The organism is Peribacillus sp. JNUCC 23 (assembly GCF_053653995.1).
Window position 1 is genome coordinate 1,103,615 of the sequence record NZ_CM132202.1, and the last position, 20,562, is coordinate 1,124,176.

The window sequence follows — 20,562 nt, forward strand, 5'->3', positions numbered from 1 at the left end:
CAACTCGCTTTCACGGGTTTTAAACCCTTTTAGGCATTTTTATTGTTTTACAACTTAGCTTTGGATAGACTAATTCATTGGGTAACTAAGGCAATTGGAGGAATAGTACATGAACAATGCAATTGAAGTAACTCAACTGCGGAAGGAATTCAAATCGTATTCCAGCCGTACAGGATTAAGAGGTGCATTTCGTGATTTGTTGACACGGAACTATAAAATTGTCCCAGCAGTAAACGATATTAATTTTACTGTAAAACAAGGCGAGATGGTAGCTTATATTGGCGAAAATGGAGCAGGAAAATCGACAACGATTAAAATGTTGACTGGAATTCTAGAGCCCACCTCAGGAAAACTACGCGTGAATGGGATGAATCCACATCGTGAACGAGAAAAGTTTACACGGACGATCGGCGTTGTATTTGGACAACGCTCTCAATTATGGTGGGATATTGCCGTTCAGGAGTCATTCAGATTACTGAAAAAAGTGTATAAAGTATCGGACCAGCAATATGACGAGCATATGGGTCATGTCATCAAAACGCTCGACATCGGTCCTTTACTAGATAAACCTGTTCGGAAGCTCTCGCTTGGTCAACGCATGCGCTGTGAATTAGCTGCAGCATTGATACATAATCCACCGCTATTGTTTTTGGACGAACCGACGATCGGACTTGATGTACTCGTTAAATTGAAAATCCGTGAATTTCTTAAAGAGATTAATGAGAAGTACAATACGACCATTTTATTAACAACCCACGACCTTGGGGATATTGAAGCCCTATGTAACCGAGTGGTTATGCTTGATGAAGGGAAAATTGTGTATGATGGTGAGCTGGATTCTTTGAAAAATAACTGGGCTGAACAAAAAGAAATCCACTTTCAGTTTATGAATCATGTAAACCTATCTGAGCTAAAGTCTCTACCACTCACGTTTTCTGCCGAATGGGAATATGACGAGAAAAACCAAACCTATATTGCTTATTTAAAAGAAGAAGATGAAAATATCTCTCAACTGATTTCAGTTGTAGTTTCTCAGTTTAAAATTAAAGACGTGAAAATTCATGAAACATCGATCGAGGAGATTGTCCGTAATATTTATGAAAAAGGCATGAATTGATTGTATGGAATTTCTCGTTCAAATGCTCAATAGAAAGGAGCTCGAATCTTGGATAAGTATGTAGAGATGATACGAATGCGCTTTTTGATGATGCTGGCGTATCGTACAGATTATTATACGGGGATATTAATATATAGTATTAATATTGGTGCTTACTATTTTTTATGGAATGCGATTTACGGAGAAAAATCCTCTATTGAAGGATTAACGAGCATCCAAATGACAACATATGTAGCAATTGCATGGATGGCGCGTGCATTTTATTTTAACAACATTGATCGTGAAATCGCAGCTGAAATAAAAGAAGGGAAAGTAGCGATTGAACTGATTCGACCTTATAACTACTTAGGGATGAAAACGATGCAAGGGTTGGGAGAAGGAATTTTCCGATTCTTTTTCTTTTCAATACCAGGAATGATTTTGGTTGCGCTCATTTTTCCGATTCAACTCCCTTATAACCCGGTAAGTTGGGGATATTTCGGTATATCATTGTTGTTAAGTTTTGTTATTAACACACAGATTAATCTACTTACAGGAATTACAGCATTCTTCTTTTATAATAACGCAGGATTAATTCGGGCCAAAAGGGTAATCATTGACCTTTTTTCGGGCTTGATTTTACCGATTAGCTTTTATCCATTTTGGGCTCAAGATATTATGAAGTATTTGCCGTTTCAAGGAATTAGTTATGTCCCGAGTATGATTTTCACCAATGGTTTTAGTGGTAGTGAAATCGTTTATGCATTACTTCAACAATCAGTTTGGGTACTTATTTTGTTGATACCTATTCGACTACTTTGGACAGCCGCGAAAAAACAGCTGATCATACAGGGAGGTTGAAGTGATGTTTTACGTAACGATGTTTTTTCAATATATGAGCCAATATATGAAAACTCGGTTGGAATACAGAGCCGATCTAATTGTAGAAATGATTTCTGATTTTCTGAATCAGGCGGTGAACTTAGTTTTTATTCTTGTTGTATTTGGACATACGCAATTTTTAAGCGGTTGGAGCCGTGACGAAATTATCTTTATTTATGGTTTTTTTCTTATTCCGTTTGCTTTATTCAGTTCTTTCTTTAACATATGGGACTTTAATGAACGGTATATTGTGAAAGGGGAGATGGACCGGATATTAACAAGGCCGATACATAGTTTGTTTCAAGTTATTCTTGAGAGGATGGAGCTTGAATCGCTTTTTGGTGTTGTGACAGGACTTGTAATAGTCATCTATGCTGGTTCTTCTTTAGACCTAGCCATTAATTGGTATGATCCGTTCTTATTTATCTTATTTGCGATTGGCGGGGCACTAGCATATGCGGCGATTTTCATTGCCATTGCGAGTATTGGTTTTTGGTCGGATGCCAAAACCTCCATTATGCCGATGATGTACAATATCGGTAACTATGGTCGCTATCCGGTTGATATATACAATAAAGTCATTCGCTTTCTGTTAACATGGGTTCTACCATTTGCCTTTGTCGGCGTATACCCAGCCGCCTACTTCCTTGGTAAAAAAGAATGGTACGCCTTTTCTTTCGCAACACCACTAATCGGAATTATCTTCTTTACACTATCCATCTTCATCTGGAACAGAGGAATTCGTAAATACCGAGGTGCCGGGAATTAACCTGGGAAATGGGGTCTGACCCCTACATAAGACCACAAAACCCTTGGTATAACAGGGGTTTTTGTGTATTTAGGAAATTGGGAAATAGGGTCTGACCCCACATACCCATCAAGCTAACAGTAGAAGCTTCTAACCGACTGCACAATTGTGTAAGTGATGTGCTAGCGTTTCCTGACTGAGCCATAACCAAAGGGCAATGAGTTCGTTGGCTTGATACTTACTAGATCGCTGTACAAAGCCAACTTGTTTGGCGATATCTTGTAGGACTATTGGAGATAGAAAGCGTTGTAATTCTTCAGAAAGCGAGAGGTTCATAAAAAAACGTCATCCTTTTCGAGTATTTTTCTGAAAGAATAACGTTTTTTTCATTTGGGGGGAATTCGTTTTGTTAGCTTGATGGCTATGTGACGGTACCCCTATAGCGAGAACAATGACATTTATTTCATTGCTCTCGCTATTTTTTTAATTTAATAAGCTAAAAACTTCACAAATGAAATTAATTGCATTAAAAGATGGTTGAAATAAATATTTTTTTATAATGTCGCCAGTAGATGATTGAATATATAGTCAATTTAGAATAATATGTAGTCATAACTGACTAGGGGGATAATGAATGCTTTCATCACAGCAAAATCATCTACTTTTAGAAAAAATTATTAAACATTCATTTGACGAAATATTTGTAACAGATGCATACGGCAACATTATATTTTTAAGTGAAAAATTTAAGGATTTGTTTGGAATCGATACCGAGAAAATTATTAATCAAAATGTATTTACATTAGAGAAGAATGGTATATTGTCTCCTTCGGTTACTGGAAAAGTGTTGCAAACAAGAAAAATTGAAACAATCATTCAAGAAACTGCAATGGGGAGAAAACTAGTTGTGTCTGGTTATCCAATTTTTGATGAAAATCAAAAGCTTTGGGGGGCCCTTAGCTTTTCAAGGGATATTACAGAACTTGATTATCTCAAAAAAACAAATGATCAAGTGGCTAAAACGATGCTTTTATATGAAAAAGAAATTGAAAAGATGAAAAATAAACAAATGTACGCTTCCCCTATTAATAAAGGAAAAATGGGACAAGTATTTAGTATTGTTGAAAAAGTCTCCAGCTTAGATGTCACAGTATTATTGGAAGGGGAATCGGGAGTTGGAAAAAACTACATTGCTCAGAAAATTCATCAAAAATCCAATCGGAAGAATGAGCCTTTTATCGAAGTAAACTGTGGAGCCATTCCTGAATCATTAATTGAATCAGAGCTGTTCGGATATGAGGAAGGAGCGTTCACTGGCGCAAGAAAAGGTGGAAAGAAAGGATATTTTGAAGCTGCAGGAAAAGGAACCATTTTTCTTGACGAAATTTCTGAGCTGCCGCTCAAACTCCAAGTTAATCTATTGTCCGTTCTCCAAAATCGAACGATTCAGCGAGTGGGTGGCCATTCAATCATTCATTTAAATTGTAGAATAATATGCGCCACAAACCAAGACTTACAAAAATTAATTGCTGAAAAAAGATTTCGAGAAGATCTATATTACAGAATTAATGTCATAAAGATTGCAATTCCCCCTTTACGTGAAAGAAGGGAAGAAATAAATCTATTAGTCTCTGACCTGTTAGATGAGTTTAACGATAAACACAATATGAATAAAGAATTCTCCGCAAATATGATTTCTTGGCTAAACAGACAGGAGTGGCTGGGGAACATAAGGGAACTTAGAAATTTCATAGAGCGCATATTAATTACTTCAAATGAAAACTTTATTGACGTTGACCAAGTTGGTATCTCTCCTTCAAAAGAAGGGGATCTGACATTAGATCAATATATCGAGATAATTGAAGGAGATTATATTGTTCGGATGTATGAAAAATATCCAAGCAGTATTAAGCTGGCAAAGAAGTTAGGGATTAGTCAATCCACAGCCAATCGAAAAATCAATCAATATGTTAAGAAAACCTAGTCAAAGTTGACTAGGTTTTTTGGTGAAATCCTTATCTCTGCTGTTGGCATGGAACTTGCATTAAATAAAGATAACAAGAAAGACAGTGCTTACAAAGTCCTTTTTTCTTGAAATGAAAACTTTTATATTATGAGGGGGATTTATAATGACTAATCAAAATGAAAAACAAGTTCTTAACCTTCCGTTTACGGGAATTTGCTCATTTGGCAAGTATCCAATCTGTACAAGCCTTGATGAACTAGATGCAGATGTGGCTGTTATTGGAGTGCCCTATGATATGGGTACGCAGTGGAAATCAGGTACAAGGATGGGACCACGTGGAATACGAGAAGGTTCCACTTTATATAGTTTCGGTTTAGATGGAGCCTATGATATTGAAAAAGATATTATGTATTTAGGGCCTGACTGCAAAGTAGTCGATTGTGGAGATGTAGATATGGTACATGGTGATTTGGAGCAGAGCTTCGACAATGTTGAAGAATCGATTAGAAAAATCATTTCCAAAGGAGTGATGCCTGTCGTAATGGGCGGAGATCATTCCATTACCATTCCAGTCGGAAGAGCGTTAGATTCCATTGGTCCGTTCCACGTTATCCAAATAGATGCCCACTTGGATTGGGCGGATCACCGCTCGGGGCAAAGATTCGGGCATGGAAGCTCACTTCGCCGTTTAGCAGAAATGGATCATGTCGATAAAATGTTCCAATTTGGCATTCGTGGTATTAGTAGTAGTAAAAAGGAAGATGTAGATGCCGCTAAAGATTATGGCAGCGAAATCTTGTCACCAAGACAAATGAGAAAAATGGGAATCGATTCGGTATTAGATCTAATCCCTGAAGGGGAAAATTATTATGTAACAATCGATATCGATGGACTAGACCCTTCTTTGGCACCAGGAACAGGCACGCCTTCTCCTGGTGGTTTGTACTATGATGAAGTGAATGAGCTGTTGGAAGGAATATCGAAAAGAGGAAATGTAATTGGCTTCGATTTAGTAGAAGTATCTCCTCCGTACGACCCTACCGGTATTACGAGTCAGGTAGGGGCAAGGCTTATTCTTGACTTTATTAGTTTTATATTAAAGGAAAAAGAAAATAAATTGCAACTAGCTTCAACTATACAAGTAAATAGATAAAAGTAAGTTTGATGAAATAGAGAAAGATATAAATTCCTTTCTCTATTTCATCAAGTCCATTAATAAGTATGTTACATTATTGGGTAGTCCCATTAAAAATCTCTATTATGAACAAGTGAGACATATTAAGTAGATATTTAATTCATAATCTTTTTTTAGTCAACAAATATGAAAGCGCTTTACTTTGGGGTATCAGATAAAAATGAGATAAAGATTTTAGAAAAGATTTTAGAAAAGATTTTAGACTAGATTATAGGGGGGAACATAATGGAAACAAGCGCCCACGGTTCAAATAAAATGATTATCGGCATTGTATTTGCTGTACTTACATTTTGGCTGTTTGCTCAGTCAATGGTAAATATTATTCCAGCAATTCAAGCAGATTTAGGTATATCTTTAGGAACTCTAAATATTGCCATCAGTTTAACTTCCTTATTTTCAGGTATGTTTATTGTTGCAGCTGGTGGAATTTCAGATAAAGCTGGCCGTAAGAGACTGACTTATTTAGGACTGATTTTAAGCATTATTGGATCCCTATGCCTTGTTTTAGCACAAAATGCTACACTTTTAATCACTGGGCGTATCATCCAGGGGATTTCTGCAGCATGTATTATGCCGTCAACTATTGCTTTAGTTAAAGCGAATTTCGAGGGAGAAGATAGACAGCGTGCTCTTAGTTATTGGTCATTTGGCTCATGGGGAGGAGCCGGTTGTTGTGCTTTAATAGGTGGTGCGATTGCTACGTATATGGGCTGGAGATGGATTTTTGTCTTGTCCATTGTTATTTCTTTAGTTGCGATGTACTTATTGAAAGATACACCAGAAAGTAAAGCTGAACAATCAAACACATCTAAATTTAATTTTACTGGTCTCTTCATCTTTATTATCATTATGCTGGCATTAAATTTAGTAGTTACACGTGGACACGAGTTTGGCTGGATGAGTCCGCTTACTGTTGCTTTAATGAGTGTAATTATCATTGGAAGTGCTATATTCTTTATGGTTGAAATAAAAAAATCAAATAAATTTATTGAATTTTCCTTATTTAAAACTAAAGCATATACGGGAGCAGTAACCTCTAATTTTTTACAAAATGCAATTGCTGGAACAGTTGTGGTTGCGAATACGTATGTGCAAGTAGCGAGAGGGTTTACAGCCTTTCAAACAGGTTTATTAACAATAGGTAACTTAGTCGCTGTGCTCGTGATGATTCGTGTAGGTGAGAAAATGTTGCAAAAAGTAGGTGCAAGAAAACCAATGATTGCAGCTTCAATAATAACTCCTCTTGGGATTAGTCTAACAGCGCTAACATTCTTACCGGACTTAGCATATGTAATCACCGTCTTTATTGGTTTCATGCTTTCAGGTATTGGACTTGGATTATACGCAACTCCATCTACTGATACTGCCGTAGTAAATATTCCAGAAGATAAAGTTGGTGTTGCTTCAGGAATTTATAAAATGTCCAGCTCACTTGGTTTTTCATTTGGTATAGCGATTTCAACAGCAGTTTATGGTGCAATCGTAGCAACTGGAAACACAGAATTGGCAGCATCTGCAGGGATCATGGTAAACCTAGCTTTTGCTATCCCATCATTAATCTTTATAATGTTAACAATTTCGGACAACGAGGGGAAAAAGGTACCCGAGCTTTCATCGACGACACTGAAAAAGTCCATATAATGAGAAAAAGAAGCTAATCACCTACTATATATAGATGATTAACTTCTTTTTGTTTTCTATATGTTGATAAAATACACATTATTTTCTCAAGGCAGCGATGGGCAACTGTATTTCACCGAATCGGCTTCGATCATGACTGCAGAATGAATCTGCTCGCATAAATACTTCCTTTTTAAAAAAAGTTTCATTTAGGTCTTGTAGCTCTTATTTTCCCACTTTCACCTAGCTCACGAGAAAACTCTTGATCCACACGATCCGGTTCTATTTTTAAGTTTTTTGGAGTTTGAGGTAATGAATTTTTACTGCTAGATGATTTTTGATTGTTTGATCTTCCCATAATATTGCCTCCTAATGAAATTTTAATCTTTATTAGTATGGCTATGAATCACATTTTTATATCATTAGATTTGTTCATAGAGAAGGACGGATCGGCTGCTTTGAGTTTACTGAGTGATCGACTTCTATGAGTTCGCTTCTTTGCTTTTGCTTCCATGCAGCGATGATTAGCTTTCCTTCCCCGAATCAGCTGCGGTCATGGCTGCAGAATGAATCTTCCCGCATGAATGCTTCCTTGAGCATAACTCCCTGAATCAGCCTCCAAGATCTGCTCCCTCGAATAGAAGGCTGGGCTTCGGATAATACCGGGCTGGAACGAAATGGAGGCGTGCGTTGGAGAAAGACGGGCAGGATGCTTTAGCTGAGTTGCTTTGAGTTAAATCCCCTGGGACTACTTGACTAATGCCCACCTATGTTCAAAGAAGAGAAGACTCCATTTTGATCTACTTCTTTCAAAATGGGGTCTTTTTTTCCGTAGAACGAGGGTTTTCAATCGGTTTTTAATCAAACTTTATGTAAGCTACATTTGCAACTCCCTATGAAGATCGTTTCGTCACTTTATATCATAAGGGTGGGTGGTAAATTTGAAAATCAAGTGGCTCAAATCTAGATTTACAAAAACAGCATAACACAGAAAAATGACCTATTTCAGGAATATTTATCGTGTTTTTCTTTATTAGTATGGACGATTGTCTTATAAAAATAGCTCTTATCTAACTATTCTTCAGTGTTAGCTTGATGGGGATGGGGTCTGACCTCAATTTCGTTCATTTTCGCATATATGAGCTGGACAAGGAGTAGGTATAGTATGAGGGAGTTTTATCCTAGTTTAGCCGAAGGAAGTTTCACCTTATCGTGAAAAGAGGAATGGGGATGACTTTTTATGCATTGTTCATTGCTAGTATTTTTTGTATGGTCATGAGTATCCGTACATTATTCTTGACTACTGGAGATAAGAAACGATTTTCGTTGGAAACACTTGGGTGGGCGGTTAATCTATATGCGACAATCTTAATTGGTTTTGCTTTAATATATCTCTTGTTTGAACTGCAAAATCATTCCGTGATCCTTGATAATGGCAAGAGAGTGGAAGGGGATTTCTTCCAACAATTACAGACCTCGTTTTATTTCAGTGCAATGACGATGTTTTCTGTCGGTTACGGGGATATCAGTCCAATTGGAGTGGGAAGAATGGTAGCGACGATTCAAGCGTTCATCGGCTATGCACTGCCGGTAGCCTTCGTAATTCGAACGGTGAGCGAGTTGGACCAGTATGAGCGAAATAAGAAATGAAAGTTGTCTTTGCTGAAAAAATTAGGTACCCTAATTTATAGAACCTATAGAATAGAAACTGGAGGGTATCAAATTGACATTACAAGTAGGAGAAAAAGCACCAGATTTCACACTTCATGCAAGCGAAGGCGGGGAAGTTTCATTATCTGACTATCTAGGAAAAAATATCGTACTATTTTTCTACCCGAAGGATATGACACCAGGATGTACAACGGAAGCATGTGATTTTAGGGATCAGCACGCTCAGTTTGATGAGCTTAATGCGGTTATCTTTGGAATCAGTCCAGATCCAATAGCAAGCCATAAGAAATTTATCGACAAACACGGTCTGCCGTTTACATTATTAGCGGATGAACATCATGAAGTTTCTGAAACATATGAAGTATGGAAGTTGAAGAAAAACTTCGGCAAAGAATATATGGGAATAGAGCGCTCGACTTTTTTAATCGACGAAAAAGGAACACTAGTCAAAGAATGGCGTAAAGTTAAGGTAGAAGGCCATGTTGCAGAAGCACTCGAATACTTGCGAAACAAAGCAGAATAAGCGAGGGATATGATGAGAGACGAACGACTGAATAAACTGGCGAATCTCCTGCTAACCCATTCGATAAAACTAAAAGCGGGAGAGCGTGTATTAATAAGAGGGCACTACAATGCAAAACCGTTAATGAAAGAATTAATTGATGAAACGTATAAATTAGGAGCCTATCCATACATCGATATTATGGATGACGAATTGAACCGTCATTTAGCGATGGGCTACGAAAAAGAACAACTTAAAACACTTGCTTCTTGGATGATGAAAAAATATGAAGATACAGATGCAGTCATCATTGCTTATGGGGAAGAAAATGATGCTGAGCTTTCAGAAGTGCCAGCAGAGAAGCATCGAATTCGCGGTGAAGCGATGAAGAAGCCGACATTCTTTTATGTCAATAATCGTCGTTGGGTGCTACTTAACTACCCAACAATGGGTTTAGCACAAAAAGCTGGCATGAGCTTAAGCCGCTTTGAGGATTTTTTATTGGATGTAAGTACAGCTGATTATGAAAAAATGGACAGTGCCATGCAGCCGCTGAAGCAATTAATGGAACGTACTGATCGAGTTCGTCTCGTATCACCAGGAACGGATTTATCCTTTTCAATAAAAGGTATTCCAGCCATTGTTTGTGCAGGTGAAAATAATATTCCGGATGGGGAAGTATTTACGGCTCCAATCAAGGATAGTGTCAATGGAACGATTACTTTTAATACTCCATGTCCATATCAAGGCATGACTTTTCGAAACGTCTCATTAACCTTTAAAGAAGGTAAGCTGATTGAAGCGAATTCTGATCAAACGGAAAAAATGAATGAAATTTTTGATACAGATGCAGGTGCCCGTTATATTGGTGAATTTGCTATTGGCGTAAACCCATTTATTACAGAACCAATGGGTGACATTCTTTTTGATGAAAAAATTTGCGGTAGTCTACACTTCACGCCAGGTGAGGCTTATGAAGAAGCGGACAACGGAAATCGTTCAAGTATTCATTGGGATATGGTGTTAATTCAACGACCTGAATATGGTGGAGGAGAAATCTATTTTGATGATGTTTGTATCCGCAAGGACGGTCTATTTACATTGCCAGAGCTAGTAGGATTGAACCCTGATCAACTAAAATAGCCTGCCTATTTTTCTTGGGAAAGGCTATTGTCCAACTCAACTTTTCTATCATTGAATATATTAAAGTATGGGAATACCTCCTCAGAATAACTTACGCGGGCCAATTGCTCGCGGTTTTTTATGAAAAAAATAATCGACTATGCGTAAATAATATAAAGAGAAAACAATTGCCTATTGGAGGAATTCATATGCTTGTATTATCAACGATTGTACCATCCAAAAAGATTCAAACTGATATCGCAGCAAACTTCCCAAATATTGAATTTCACTATCAAGAGGAACTTGCGGTAGGTGAATTATCCCAAGCTGAAGTTATAATTACATACGGTGAAGATTTAGAAAATCAGCATATTCGAAAAGCTTCCAAGCTTAAATGGATTATGGTCATGTCTGCAGGTCTTGAAAAAATGCCCTTTGACGCAATTATTGAACGAGGTATTCTCGTAACAAACGCCCGTGGTATACATAAAACCCCAATGGCTGAATATACATTCGCTATGGTTCTTCTTCACGAAAAACAAGGGCGGTTGCTGCTTGAAAATGAAAGGAATGAAAAATGGGACCGTGACATTAAAGTAGGGGAACTAAATGGGAAGACGATGCTAATCCTTGGTACAGGTGCAATCGGTGGCGAAATTGCCCGCATGGCTAAAGCATTTAACATGAAGACGGTAGGCGTGAATCGAAGTGGTAGCCCGACTGAATATATCGACAGAATCATTCAGAAGAATGCTCTCATTCCTGCGCTTCCACAAGCGGATTATCTTATATCCATTTTACCGTCCACTTATGAAACAAAGGGGCTCCTTCAAGAAGAACACTTTAAGGTGATGAAGAATTCGGCTGTGTTTGTAAATATCGGACGAGGAGACGTAGTAGACGAGAATATCTTGCTTTCGGCACTTGCTAACCAAGAGATTGCCCACGCGATTCTCGACGTATTCGATCCTGAGCCATTAGCAAAGGGTCATCCATTCTGGAAAATGGATAATGTGACCGTAACTTCTCATTTATCAAGCAGATCCTATGAATATCTACCACGGGCGTTCCGGATTTTTGAACAAAATCTTTCTAGTTATCTCGATGGCAAATCTAATTTTGTTAATAAGGTTGATCCAGAAAAAGGATATTAATTTGGTTTTAAAGACAAGTGCTCGATATGGTAAAATTAAATGAATTTCCAAGGCATTGTCAAGACTTCATAGGAGAAGCATTGACAAAGTGAGTCAATCAAAGGTACACTAATTATAAATATTATAATGTAAGAATATCTACTTGATAAGAAAAAGAGGTGCATTACGGTGTCCCAAGAGCTATTAAAAGAAGCATTGGATTCATTGAAAGATACCGGAGTACGTATCACCCCTCAACGTCATGCAATACTTGAGTATTTAATAAACTCGATGTCTCACCCAACGGCAGACGATATTTATAAAGCTTTGGAAGGTAAATTTCCAAATATGAGTGTGGCAACAGTTTATAATAATCTGCGAGTATTTCGTGAAGTTGGTCTGGTTAAAGAATTAACTTATGGGGATTCCTCTGCGCGATTCGATTTTGTCACAACAAACCATTACCATGTGATTTGTGAAAAGTGCGGTACAATTGTTGATTTTCACTATCCAGCGTTAGATGAAGTCGAGCACTTTGCTTCACAGGTCACTGGATTCAAAGTGAATACCCACCGTTTAGAGGTTTACGGAGACTGTCCAGATTGCCAAGGGAAAAGCTTGCACTAAAAAAGGTTCCGCCTACCAAGGCTGGAACTTTTTTATGTTTAGAAATTAGTAAGCTATCTGCATAATGACATTACATGTTGGAATTATGGGTAGAACAAGGTGAAGTAGATTACTAGTAGGAAGAAAAGAGACAGTGATGCTGCCTCTCATTGTTCGTGTTGAGTTTGTTTACGATTATATTTTTGATCAAACTCTTTACCTTCGAGACTTTTATCAAGAGTTAAAGATTCATCACAGTGCATGCAAATATCTACTCTGCCTAATATTTTTGTAGGCTTACTGCAGTTTGGGCAAATCACCTGCACCGTTTTTGTCGAGAGCATACCAATCCAGAAATAGACGACCGTGCTAGCTACGATGAATAGAAGACCGAGTAACATAAAAATCGTCATAACAATTGGATGGGATTTGAAAAAGATCCCTCCGTACATCACAATAAAACCGATGAAGATCAGACTGAGAGCAAATGTCCTGATTTTATTTATCTTACTAGAATATTTCGCCATAGTTGTCCCTCCTGAAATTTTACTATATCATATTTTATTGGAAAAGAAGAACAACATGCAGTAAAAATATAGCAAATCAAGAAACGGGAAAGTATCTATAAAAGATTGTTCTAATGCAGGGATTACAGGTGGAATGTCGAACAAGTAAACATACCACAATTTTTTGGGGGAATTAAGAAATGGAAGATATTCTTCGTCCGATTTATCAAGAGCGAGCAAGCTTAAAGTCAACGCTAGGTATATTATTAATAGAAAAAAGAAAAAACACAAGCTCTAATACAGACACTTTCGATTATATTTTATTTGTAATAGTAAATGAAGCGGAAGAACCAGTTTTCTTAAAACATTATACATATAAAGATCAAAAAGCAGCTCTGCACATTGTCCACGAAAATCAATTAAAAGAATGGTTATTGCTTGGCACGAATCGAAAAGTAGTCGATTGGCTTCAAAATGGAAAGGTTTTATATGATCGTAATGAGTATCTCTACAATCTTAAAACGGAGCTTCGTGAGTTCCCTTTCTATGGACGTAAAATTAAGATCGGTATCGAATTTGCGAAATTAATAAGAAGGTATATGGATGGAAAAGCATTTTTTGAAGATGGACACTATCTAGACGCTTATAATCACGTGGTCCATTCTTTGCACCATCTCGCTAGATTAGAAGTGATTGAACAAGGATTTTATCCAGAAGTAACGGTCTGGAATCAAGTGAAATATATAGAACCAGAAATTTTTAAACTGTATGAGGAGCTTGTCAACAGTGAGGAAACTATCGAGAAGAGGCTTGAACTTTTGTTTCTCGCTAGTGAATTTCTTATCTATTCCAGAACTAATACAGGTTCACAGCATTTATTAGAAATAATGAAAGAAAGACAAGGTTACTGGAGCATATCAGAATTAATGGAACATCCTGAAATCGCCCATTATGCAGTTGATTTAAGTGTGTTGTTAGAATACTTAATACATAAGACGATAGTTGAAGTCGTTGAAATTGAGACCAAGGGGCATGAAATTTATCATCGTAATTATCAAGTTCGATAATTATTTTAAAAAAGATGTTGACCTTATGTTTGTATGATGTTATATTTATATACGTCGCTGAGGGGCACAAGCTTTCACAGCGGCGGAGAAACATCTCGAAATACTTTTTTGAAAAATATGTTGACAGTACATACGCTAACGTGTTAAATTGATAAAGTCGCTTACGAGATAAACGATAACAAATTGCTCTTTGAAAACTGAACAAAACAAAGCGCCAACGTTTTAATTGAAGTGAGTACACACTATAAAAACAACGAGCAAGTCAAACACTTTTTGGAGAGTTTGATCCTGGCTCAGGACGAACGCTGGCGGCGTGCCTAATACATGCAAGTCGAGCGAATGATAGGGAGCTTGCTCCCTTGATTTAGCGGCGGACGGGTGAGTAACACGTGGGCAACCTACCTGTAAGACTGGGATAACTTCGGGAAACCGGAGCTAATACCGGATAATTTCTTTTCTCGCATGAGAAGAGATGGAAAGACGGTTTCGGCTGTCACTTACAGATGGGCCCGCGGCGCATTAGCTAGTTGGTGAGGTAATGGCTCACCAAGGCCACGATGCGTAGCCGACCTGAGAGGGTGATCGGCCACACTGGGACTGAGACACGGCCCAGACTCCTACGGGAGGCAGCAGTAGGGAATCTTCCGCAATGGACGAAAGTCTGACGGAGCAACGCCGCGTGAACGAAGAAGGCCTTCGGGTCGTAAAGTTCTGTTGTTAGGGAAGAACAAGTACCAGAGTAACTGCTGGTACCTTGACGGTACCTAACCAGAAAGCCACGGCTAACTACGTGCCAGCAGCCGCGGTAATACGTAGGTGGCAAGCGTTGTCCGGAATTATTGGGCGTAAAGCGCGCGCAGGTGGTTCCTTAAGTCTGATGTGAAAGCCCACGGCTCAACCGTGGAGGGTCATTGGAAACTGGGGAACTTGAGTGCAGAAGAGGAAAGTGGAATTCCAAGTGTAGCGGTGAAATGCGTAGAGATTTGGAGGAACACCAGTGGCGAAGGCGACTTTCTGGTCTGTAACTGACACTGAGGCGCGAAAGCGTGGGGAGCGAACAGGATTAGATACCCTGGTAGTCCACGCCGTAAACGATGAGTGCTAAGTGTTAGAGGGTTTCCGCCCTTTAGTGCTGCAGCTAACGCATTAAGCACTCCGCCTGGGGAGTACGGCCGCAAGGCTGAAACTCAAAGGAATTGACGGGGGCCCGCACAAGCGGTGGAGCATGTGGTTTAATTCGAAGCAACGCGAAGAACCTTACCAGGTCTTGACATCCTTTTGCCCTCCCTAGAGATAGGGACTTCCCTTCGGGGACAAAAGTGACAGGTGGTGCATGGTTGTCGTCAGCTCGTGTCGTGAGATGTTGGGTTAAGTCCCGCAACGAGCGCAACCCTTGATCTTAGTTGCCAGCATTTAGTTGGGCACTCTAAGGTGACTGCCGGTGACAAACCGGAGGAAGGTGGGGATGACGTCAAATCATCATGCCCCTTATGACCTGGGCTACACACGTGCTACAATGGATGGTACAAAGAGCTGCAAACCCGCGAGGGTAAGCGAATCTCATAAAGCCATTCTCAGTTCGGATTGTAGGCTGCAACTCGCCTACATGAAGCCGGAATCGCTAGTAATCGTGGATCAGCATGCCACGGTGAATACGTTCCCGGGCCTTGTACACACCGCCCGTCACACCACGAGAGTTTGTAACACCCGAAGTCGGTGAGGTAACCGCAAGGAGCCAGCCGCCTAAGGTGGGACAGATGATTGGGGTGAAGTCGTAACAAGGTAGCCGTATCGGAAGGTGCGGCTGGATCACCTCCTTTCTAAGGAATATAACGGGCGCTTTTGTTTTGTTCAGTTTTGAATGAGTAATTCATTCAATCAATCATGGTAAATGAAAGCAACAGATTAGTTTTTTGCTTATTCGTTGCCGAATCGTTCTTTGAAAACTAGATAATAGATAGAAGGCAAATTTTTGCATTAATTTTTCAAGACATCAAGTAAGACCTTTTAACAACTAGGTTGTTTGATAAATTTTTCGTTTATCAGCCACCATATGGTTAAGTTAGAAAGGGCGCACGGTGGATGCCTTGGCACTAGGAGCCGATGAAGGACGGGACTAACACCGATATGCTTCGGGGAGCTGTAAGTAAGCTTTGATCCGGAGATTTCCGAATGGGGAAACCCACTGTTCGTAATGGAACAGTATCTTTACCTGAATACATAGGGTACTGAAGGCAGACCCGGGGAACTGAAACATCTAAGTACCCGGAGGAAGAGAAAGCAAACGCGATTTCCTGAGTAGCGGCGAGCGAAACGGAAGATAGCCCAAACCAAGAGGCTTGCCTCTTGGGGTTGTAGGACACTCAACATGGAGTTACAAAGGAACGGGGTAAGTGAAGTGATCTGGAAAGATCCGTCAAAGAAGGTAATAACCCTGTAGCTGAAACTTCGTTCCCTCCTGAGTGGATCCTGAGTACGGCGGGACACGAGAAATCCCGTCGGAAGCAGGGAGGACCATCTCCCAAGGCTAAATACTACCTAGTGACCGATAGTGAACCAGTACCGTGAGGGAAAGGTGAAAAGCACCCCGGAAGGGGAGTGAAATAGATCCTGAAACCGTGTGCCTACAAGTAGTTAGAGCCCGTTAATGGGTGATAGCGTGCCTTTTGTAGAATGAACCGGCGAGTTACGATTTCATGCAAGGTTAAGTTGATAAGACGGAGCCGCAGCGAAAGCGAGTCTGAATAGGGCGCATGAGTATGAGGTCGTAGACCCGAAACCAGGTGATCTACCCATGTCCAGGGTGAAGTTCAGGTAACACTGAATGGAGGCCCGAACCCACGTACGTTGAAAAGTGCGGGGATGAGGTGTGGGTAGCGGAGAAATTCCAATCGAACCTGGAGATAGCTGGTTCTCTCCGAAATAGCTTTAGGGCTAGCCTCGAGATGAGAGTATTGGAGGTAGAGCACTGATTGGACTAGGGGCCCCCAACGGGTTACCGAATTCAGTCAAACTCCGAATGCCAAATACTTATTCTCGGGAGTCAGACTGCGAGTGATAAGATCCGTAGTCAAGAGGGAAACAGCCCAGACCACCAGCTAAGGTCCCCAAGTTTACGTTAAGTGGAAAAGGATGTGGAGTTGCTTAGACAACCAGGATGTTGGCTCAGAAGCAGCCATCATTTAAAGAGTGCGTAATAGCTCACTGGTCGAGTGACTCTGCGCCGAAAATGTACCGGGGCTAAACGTAACACCGAAGCTGTGGATGGATACCGTATGGTATCCGTGGTAGGAGAGCGTTCTAAGGGCGTTGAAGCTAGACCGGAAGGACTGGTGGAGCGCTTAGAAGTGAGAATGCCGGTATGAGTAGCGAAAGAAGGGTGAGAATCCCTTCCACCGAATGCCTAAGGTTTCCTGAGGAAGGCTCGTCCGCTCAGGGTTAGTCGGGACCTAAGCCGAGGCTGAAAAGCGTAGGCGATGGACAACAGGTTGATATTCCTGTACCACCTATACATCGTTTGAGCGATGGGGGGACGCAGAAGGATAGGGTAAGCGCGCTGTTGGATATGCGCGTCCAAGCAGTTAGGCCGGAAACGAGGAAAATCCCGTTTCCATTAAGGCGGAGCTGTGATGGCGAGGGAAATATAGTACCGAAGTTCCTGATTCCACGCTGCCAAGAAAAGCCTCTAGTGAGATGTAGGGTGCCCGTACCGCAAACCGACACAGGTAGGCGAGGAGAGAATCCTAAGGTGTGCGAGAGAACTCTCGTTAAGGAACTCGGCAAAATGACCCCGTAACTTCGGGAGAAGGGGTGCTTTTTAGGGTGAATAGCCCGGAAAAGCCGCAGTGAATAGGCCCAGGCGACTGTTTAGCAAAAACACAGGTCTCTGCGAAGCCGCAAGGCGAAGTATAGGGGCTGACGCCTGCCCGGTGCTGGAAGGTTAAGAGGAGAGGTTAGCCGCAAGGCGAAGCTTTGAATTGAAGCCCCAGTAAACGGCGGCCGTAACTATAACGGTCCTAAGGTAGCGAAATTCCTTGTCGGGTAAGTTCCGACCCGCACGAAAGGCGTAACGATCTGGGCACTGTCTCAACGAGAGACTCGGTGAAATTATAGTACCTGTGAAGATGCAGGTTACCCGCGACAGGACGGAAAGACCCCGTGGAGCTTTACTGCAGCCTGATATTGAATTTTGGTACAGCTTGTACAGGATAGGTAGGAGCCTGTGAAGCCGGAGCGCTAGCTTCGGTCGAGGCGTCGGTGGGATACTACCCTGGCTGTATTGAAATTCTAACCCGCGCCCCTTATCGGGGCGGGAGACAGTGTCAGGCGGGCAGTTTGACTGGGGCGGTCGCCTCCTAAAATGTAACGGAGGCGCCCAAAGGTTCCCTCAGAATGGTTGGAAATCATTCGTAGAGTGTAAAGGCACAAGGGAGCTTGACTGCGAGACCTACAAGTCGAGCAGGGACGAAAGTCGGGCTTAGTGATCCGGTGGTTCCGCATGGAAGGGCCATCGCTCAACGGATAAAAGCTACCCCGGGGATAACAGGCTTATCTCCCCCAAGAGTCCACATCGACGGGGAGGTTTGGCACCTCGATGTCGGCTCATCGCATCCTGGGGCTGTAGTCGGTCCCAAGGGTTGGGCTGTTCGCCCATTAAAGCGGTACGCGAGCTGGGTTCAGAACGTCGTGAGACAGTTCGGTCCCTATCCGTCGTGGGCGCAGGAAATTTGAGAGGAGCTGTCCTTAGTACGAGAGGACCGGGATGGACGCACCGCTGGTGTACCAGTTGTTCTGCCAAGAGCATCGCTGGGTAGCTACGTGCGGACGGGATAAATGCTGAAAGCATCTAAGCATGAAGCCCCCCTCAAGATGAGATTTCCCATAGCGTAAGCTAGTAAGATCCCTGAAAGATGATCAGGTTGATAGGTCAGAGGTGGAAGCGTGGCGACATGTGGAGCTGACTGATACTAATCGATCGAGGACTTAACCTTATTGTTCTTGAAAAAAGCAAAAAACCTTCTTATTATCTAGTTTTGAAAGAATGAAAAAATATTATTGACTTTATTTAAAAGTATGATATAATAATAAATGTCTTTCAGAAAAAAATGTCTGGTAATGATGGCAAAGAGGTCACACCCGTTCCCATTCCGAACACGGAAGTTAAGTTCTTTTGCGCCGATGGTAGTTGGGGGTTTCCCCCTGTGAGAGTAGGACGTTGCCAGGCAGTTTTTTAAAACCACATTATATTATTCCGCAGTAGCTCAGTGGTAGAGCATTCGGCTGTTAACCGAACGGTCGTAGGTTCGAGTCCTACCTGCGGAGCCATATGGAGAGCTGTCCGAGTGGCCGAAGGAGCACGATTGGAAATCGTGTAGACGGGTAACCCTGTCTCAAGGGTTCAAATCCCTTGCTCTCCGCCATTCTAAATAATGTGGCCCCTTGGTCAAGCGGTTAAGACACCGCCCTTTCACGGCGGTAACACGGGTTCGAATCCCGTAGGGGTCACCATATAAATAACGGAGGATTAGCTCAGCTGGGAGAGCATCTGCCTTACAAGCAGAGGGTCGGCGGTTCGATCCCGTCATCCTCCACCATTATTTTCATCATTTTTATTATCGCGGGGTGGAGCAGTTCGGTAGCTCGTCGGGCTCATAACCCGAAGGTCGCAGGTTCAAATCCTGTCCCCGCAATCTGGTCCGGTAGTTCAGTTGGTTAGAATGCCTGCCTGTCACGCAGGAGGTCGCGGGTTCGAGTCCCGTCCGGACCGCCATTTTATTTAGTAGTTAAACAAGCTTGTTGTTAATATAAATTAACCGGCTCAGTAGCTCAGTCGGTAGAGCAAAGGACTGAAAATCCTTGTGTCGGCGGTTCGATTCCGTCCTGAGCCATCAGTAACTTAATATGGAGGGGTAGCGAAGTGGCTAAACGCGGCGGACTGTAAATCCGCTCCTTCGGGTTCGGCAGTTCGAATCTGCCCCCCTCCACCATTAATTATAGGGGTATAGTTTAAAGGTAGAACAAAGGTCTCCAAAACCTTCGGTGTGGGTTCAATTCCTACTACCCCTGCCAACTTAAAAATTCATCTACATCATGGCGGTTGTGGCGAAGTGGTTAACGCACCTGATTGTGGTTCAGGCATTCGTGGGTTCGATTCCCATCAGTCGCCCCATTTTTAAACATAATGAATTGATTATTGAATATATATGTAACAATGGGCTATAGCCAAGCGGTAAGGCAACGGATTTTGATTCCGTCATGCGAAGGTTCGAATCCTTCTAGCCCAGCCATATGCGGAAGTAGTTCAGTGGTAGAATACAACCTTGCCAAGGTTGGGGTCGCGGGTTCGAATCCCGTCTTCCGCTCCAAAAGATGGCGGCATAGCCAAGCGGTAAGGCAGAGGTCTGCAAAACCTTTATCACCGGTTCAATTCCGGTTGCCGCCTCCATAA

General features: G+C 41.4%; 14 protein-coding genes, 13 tRNA genes, 3 rRNA genes and 1 pseudogene. 28 read left to right on the forward strand and 3 right to left on the reverse strand.

The window, feature by feature from the left end:
- Positions 1-109 precede the first annotated feature (109 nt).
- From JNUCC23_RS05265 to JNUCC23_RS05275, 3 genes are read left to right on the forward strand one after another with little or no spacing between them, the layout of a single operon-like run.
- Positions 110-1,117, forward strand: a complete 1,008-nt coding sequence (locus tag JNUCC23_RS05265; RefSeq protein WP_403074084.1) for an ABC transporter ATP-binding protein — start codon at positions 110-112, stop codon at positions 1,115-1,117.
- A 48-nt stretch (positions 1,118-1,165) separates the two neighbouring features.
- A complete protein-coding gene (locus JNUCC23_RS05270; RefSeq protein WP_062183444.1) occupies positions 1,166-1,957 on the forward strand; it encodes an ABC transporter permease in 792 nt (263 codons plus the stop codon).
- 4 nt (positions 1,958-1,961) lie between these two features.
- Entirely contained in the window at positions 1,962-2,747 is a 786-nt protein-coding gene (locus JNUCC23_RS05275; protein WP_403074081.1) for an ABC transporter permease, read from the forward strand.
- Positions 2,748-2,841: 94 nt separating this feature from the next.
- Here JNUCC23_RS05275 and JNUCC23_RS05280 read toward each other — a convergent pair.
- A pseudogene (locus JNUCC23_RS05280) lies at positions 2,842-3,062 on the reverse strand (IS4 family transposase); the annotation flags it as partial.
- 298 nt (positions 3,063-3,360) lie between these two features.
- Between JNUCC23_RS05280 and JNUCC23_RS05285 the strand changes: the two are divergent.
- The 3 genes from JNUCC23_RS05285 to JNUCC23_RS05295 all read left to right on the forward strand — a co-directional run bounded on the left by JNUCC23_RS05285 (position 3,361) and on the right by JNUCC23_RS05295 (position 7,528).
- A complete protein-coding gene (locus tag JNUCC23_RS05285; RefSeq protein WP_403074079.1) occupies positions 3,361-4,710 on the forward strand; it encodes a sigma-54 interaction domain-containing protein in 1,350 nt (449 codons plus the stop codon).
- A 145-nt stretch (positions 4,711-4,855) separates the two neighbouring features.
- A complete protein-coding gene (gene speB, locus JNUCC23_RS05290; RefSeq protein WP_062183436.1) occupies positions 4,856-5,845 on the forward strand; it encodes an agmatinase in 990 nt (329 codons plus the stop codon).
- A gap of 264 nt (positions 5,846-6,109) precedes the next feature.
- On the forward strand, positions 6,110-7,528 hold the full coding sequence (locus JNUCC23_RS05295; protein ID WP_454215992.1) for an MFS transporter: 1,419 nt from the start codon (positions 6,110-6,112) through the stop codon (positions 7,526-7,528).
- 184 nt (positions 7,529-7,712) lie between these two features.
- Here the strand turns inward: JNUCC23_RS05295 and JNUCC23_RS05300 are convergent, their stop codons facing one another.
- Positions 7,713-7,865: a YfhD family protein gene (locus tag JNUCC23_RS05300; protein ID WP_157279614.1), complete on the reverse strand. Its 153-nt coding sequence runs from the start codon at positions 7,863-7,865 to the stop codon at positions 7,713-7,715.
- 872 nt (positions 7,866-8,737) lie between these two features.
- Here JNUCC23_RS05300 and JNUCC23_RS05305 point away from each other — a divergent pair.
- The 5 genes from JNUCC23_RS05305 (at position 8,738) to perR (ending at position 12,562) form a co-directional block, all read left to right on the forward strand.
- On the forward strand, positions 8,738-9,157 hold the full coding sequence (locus tag JNUCC23_RS05305; protein WP_454214690.1) for an ion channel: 420 nt from the start codon (positions 8,738-8,740) through the stop codon (positions 9,155-9,157).
- Positions 9,158-9,230: 73 nt separating this feature from the next.
- Positions 9,231-9,701 (forward strand): thioredoxin-dependent thiol peroxidase, encoded by a 471-nt coding sequence (bcp, locus tag JNUCC23_RS05310; protein ID WP_403074074.1) that lies wholly within the window; start codon positions 9,231-9,233, stop codon positions 9,699-9,701.
- A 12-nt stretch (positions 9,702-9,713) separates the two neighbouring features.
- The gene (locus JNUCC23_RS05315; protein WP_454214692.1) at positions 9,714-10,823 is read left to right on the forward strand and encodes an aminopeptidase; all 1,110 of its coding nucleotides are present in this window, start codon (positions 9,714-9,716) and stop codon (positions 10,821-10,823) included.
- A 188-nt stretch (positions 10,824-11,011) separates the two neighbouring features.
- The gene (locus JNUCC23_RS05320) at positions 11,012-11,956 is read left to right on the forward strand and encodes a D-2-hydroxyacid dehydrogenase (protein WP_403074072.1); all 945 of its coding nucleotides are present in this window, start codon (positions 11,012-11,014) and stop codon (positions 11,954-11,956) included.
- A 168-nt stretch (positions 11,957-12,124) separates the two neighbouring features.
- Positions 12,125-12,562: a peroxide-responsive transcriptional repressor PerR gene (gene perR / locus JNUCC23_RS05325; protein WP_403074070.1), complete on the forward strand. Its 438-nt coding sequence runs from the start codon at positions 12,125-12,127 to the stop codon at positions 12,560-12,562.
- A 146-nt stretch (positions 12,563-12,708) separates the two neighbouring features.
- Here perR and JNUCC23_RS05330 read toward each other — a convergent pair whose 3' ends face one another.
- On the reverse strand, positions 12,709-13,068 hold the full coding sequence (locus JNUCC23_RS05330; RefSeq protein ID WP_062183417.1) for a YgzB family protein: 360 nt from the start codon (positions 13,066-13,068) through the stop codon (positions 12,709-12,711).
- A 179-nt stretch (positions 13,069-13,247) separates the two neighbouring features.
- On the opposite strand from JNUCC23_RS05330, the gene JNUCC23_RS05335 reads away from it, so the two are divergent.
- The 17 genes from JNUCC23_RS05335 to JNUCC23_RS05415 all read left to right on the forward strand — a co-directional run bounded on the left by JNUCC23_RS05335 (position 13,248) and on the right by JNUCC23_RS05415 (position 20,559).
- Positions 13,248-14,114 carry a nucleotidyltransferase-like protein gene (locus tag JNUCC23_RS05335; protein ID WP_403074068.1) on the forward strand — a complete coding sequence of 289 codons (867 nt, stop codon included), beginning with the start codon at positions 13,248-13,250 and terminating at the stop codon, positions 14,112-14,114.
- Positions 14,115-14,384: 270 nt separating this feature from the next.
- Positions 14,385-15,934 (forward strand): 16S ribosomal RNA (locus tag JNUCC23_RS05340).
- A gap of 235 nt (positions 15,935-16,169) precedes the next feature.
- Positions 16,170-19,105: ribosomal RNA gene (locus JNUCC23_RS05345) — 23S ribosomal RNA — on the forward strand.
- Positions 19,106-19,222: 117 nt separating this feature from the next.
- Positions 19,223-19,338, forward strand: a 5S ribosomal RNA gene (rrf, locus tag JNUCC23_RS05350).
- Together the 16S, 23S and 5S rRNA genes with 13 tRNA genes alongside form the textbook arrangement of a ribosomal RNA operon.
- A 26-nt stretch (positions 19,339-19,364) precedes the next feature.
- Positions 19,365-19,439 (forward strand) — tRNA-Asn (locus JNUCC23_RS05355).
- Between the two features lie 3 nt (positions 19,440-19,442).
- Positions 19,443-19,534 (forward strand) — tRNA-Ser (locus tag JNUCC23_RS05360).
- Positions 19,535-19,547: 13 nt separating this feature from the next.
- A tRNA-Glu gene (locus JNUCC23_RS05365) sits at positions 19,548-19,622 on the forward strand.
- Between the two features lie 10 nt (positions 19,623-19,632).
- A tRNA-Val gene (locus JNUCC23_RS05370) sits at positions 19,633-19,708 on the forward strand.
- A gap of 22 nt (positions 19,709-19,730) precedes the next feature.
- A tRNA-Met gene (locus JNUCC23_RS05375) sits at positions 19,731-19,804 on the forward strand.
- 3 nt (positions 19,805-19,807) lie between these two features.
- A tRNA-Asp gene (locus tag JNUCC23_RS05380) sits at positions 19,808-19,884 on the forward strand.
- Between the two features lie 45 nt (positions 19,885-19,929).
- Positions 19,930-20,002, forward strand: a tRNA-Phe gene (locus JNUCC23_RS05385).
- Positions 20,003-20,017: 15 nt separating this feature from the next.
- Positions 20,018-20,101, forward strand: a tRNA-Tyr gene (locus JNUCC23_RS05390).
- 8 nt (positions 20,102-20,109) lie between these two features.
- Positions 20,110-20,183: transfer RNA gene (locus tag JNUCC23_RS05395), tRNA-Trp, on the forward strand.
- 24 nt (positions 20,184-20,207) lie between these two features.
- Positions 20,208-20,283: transfer RNA gene (locus JNUCC23_RS05400), tRNA-His, on the forward strand.
- Positions 20,284-20,326: 43 nt separating this feature from the next.
- Positions 20,327-20,401 (forward strand) — tRNA-Gln (locus JNUCC23_RS05405).
- A 3-nt stretch (positions 20,402-20,404) separates the two neighbouring features.
- A tRNA-Gly gene (locus JNUCC23_RS05410) sits at positions 20,405-20,479 on the forward strand.
- Between the two features lie 6 nt (positions 20,480-20,485).
- Positions 20,486-20,559, forward strand: a tRNA-Cys gene (locus JNUCC23_RS05415).
- Positions 20,560-20,562: the final 3 nt, after the last annotated feature.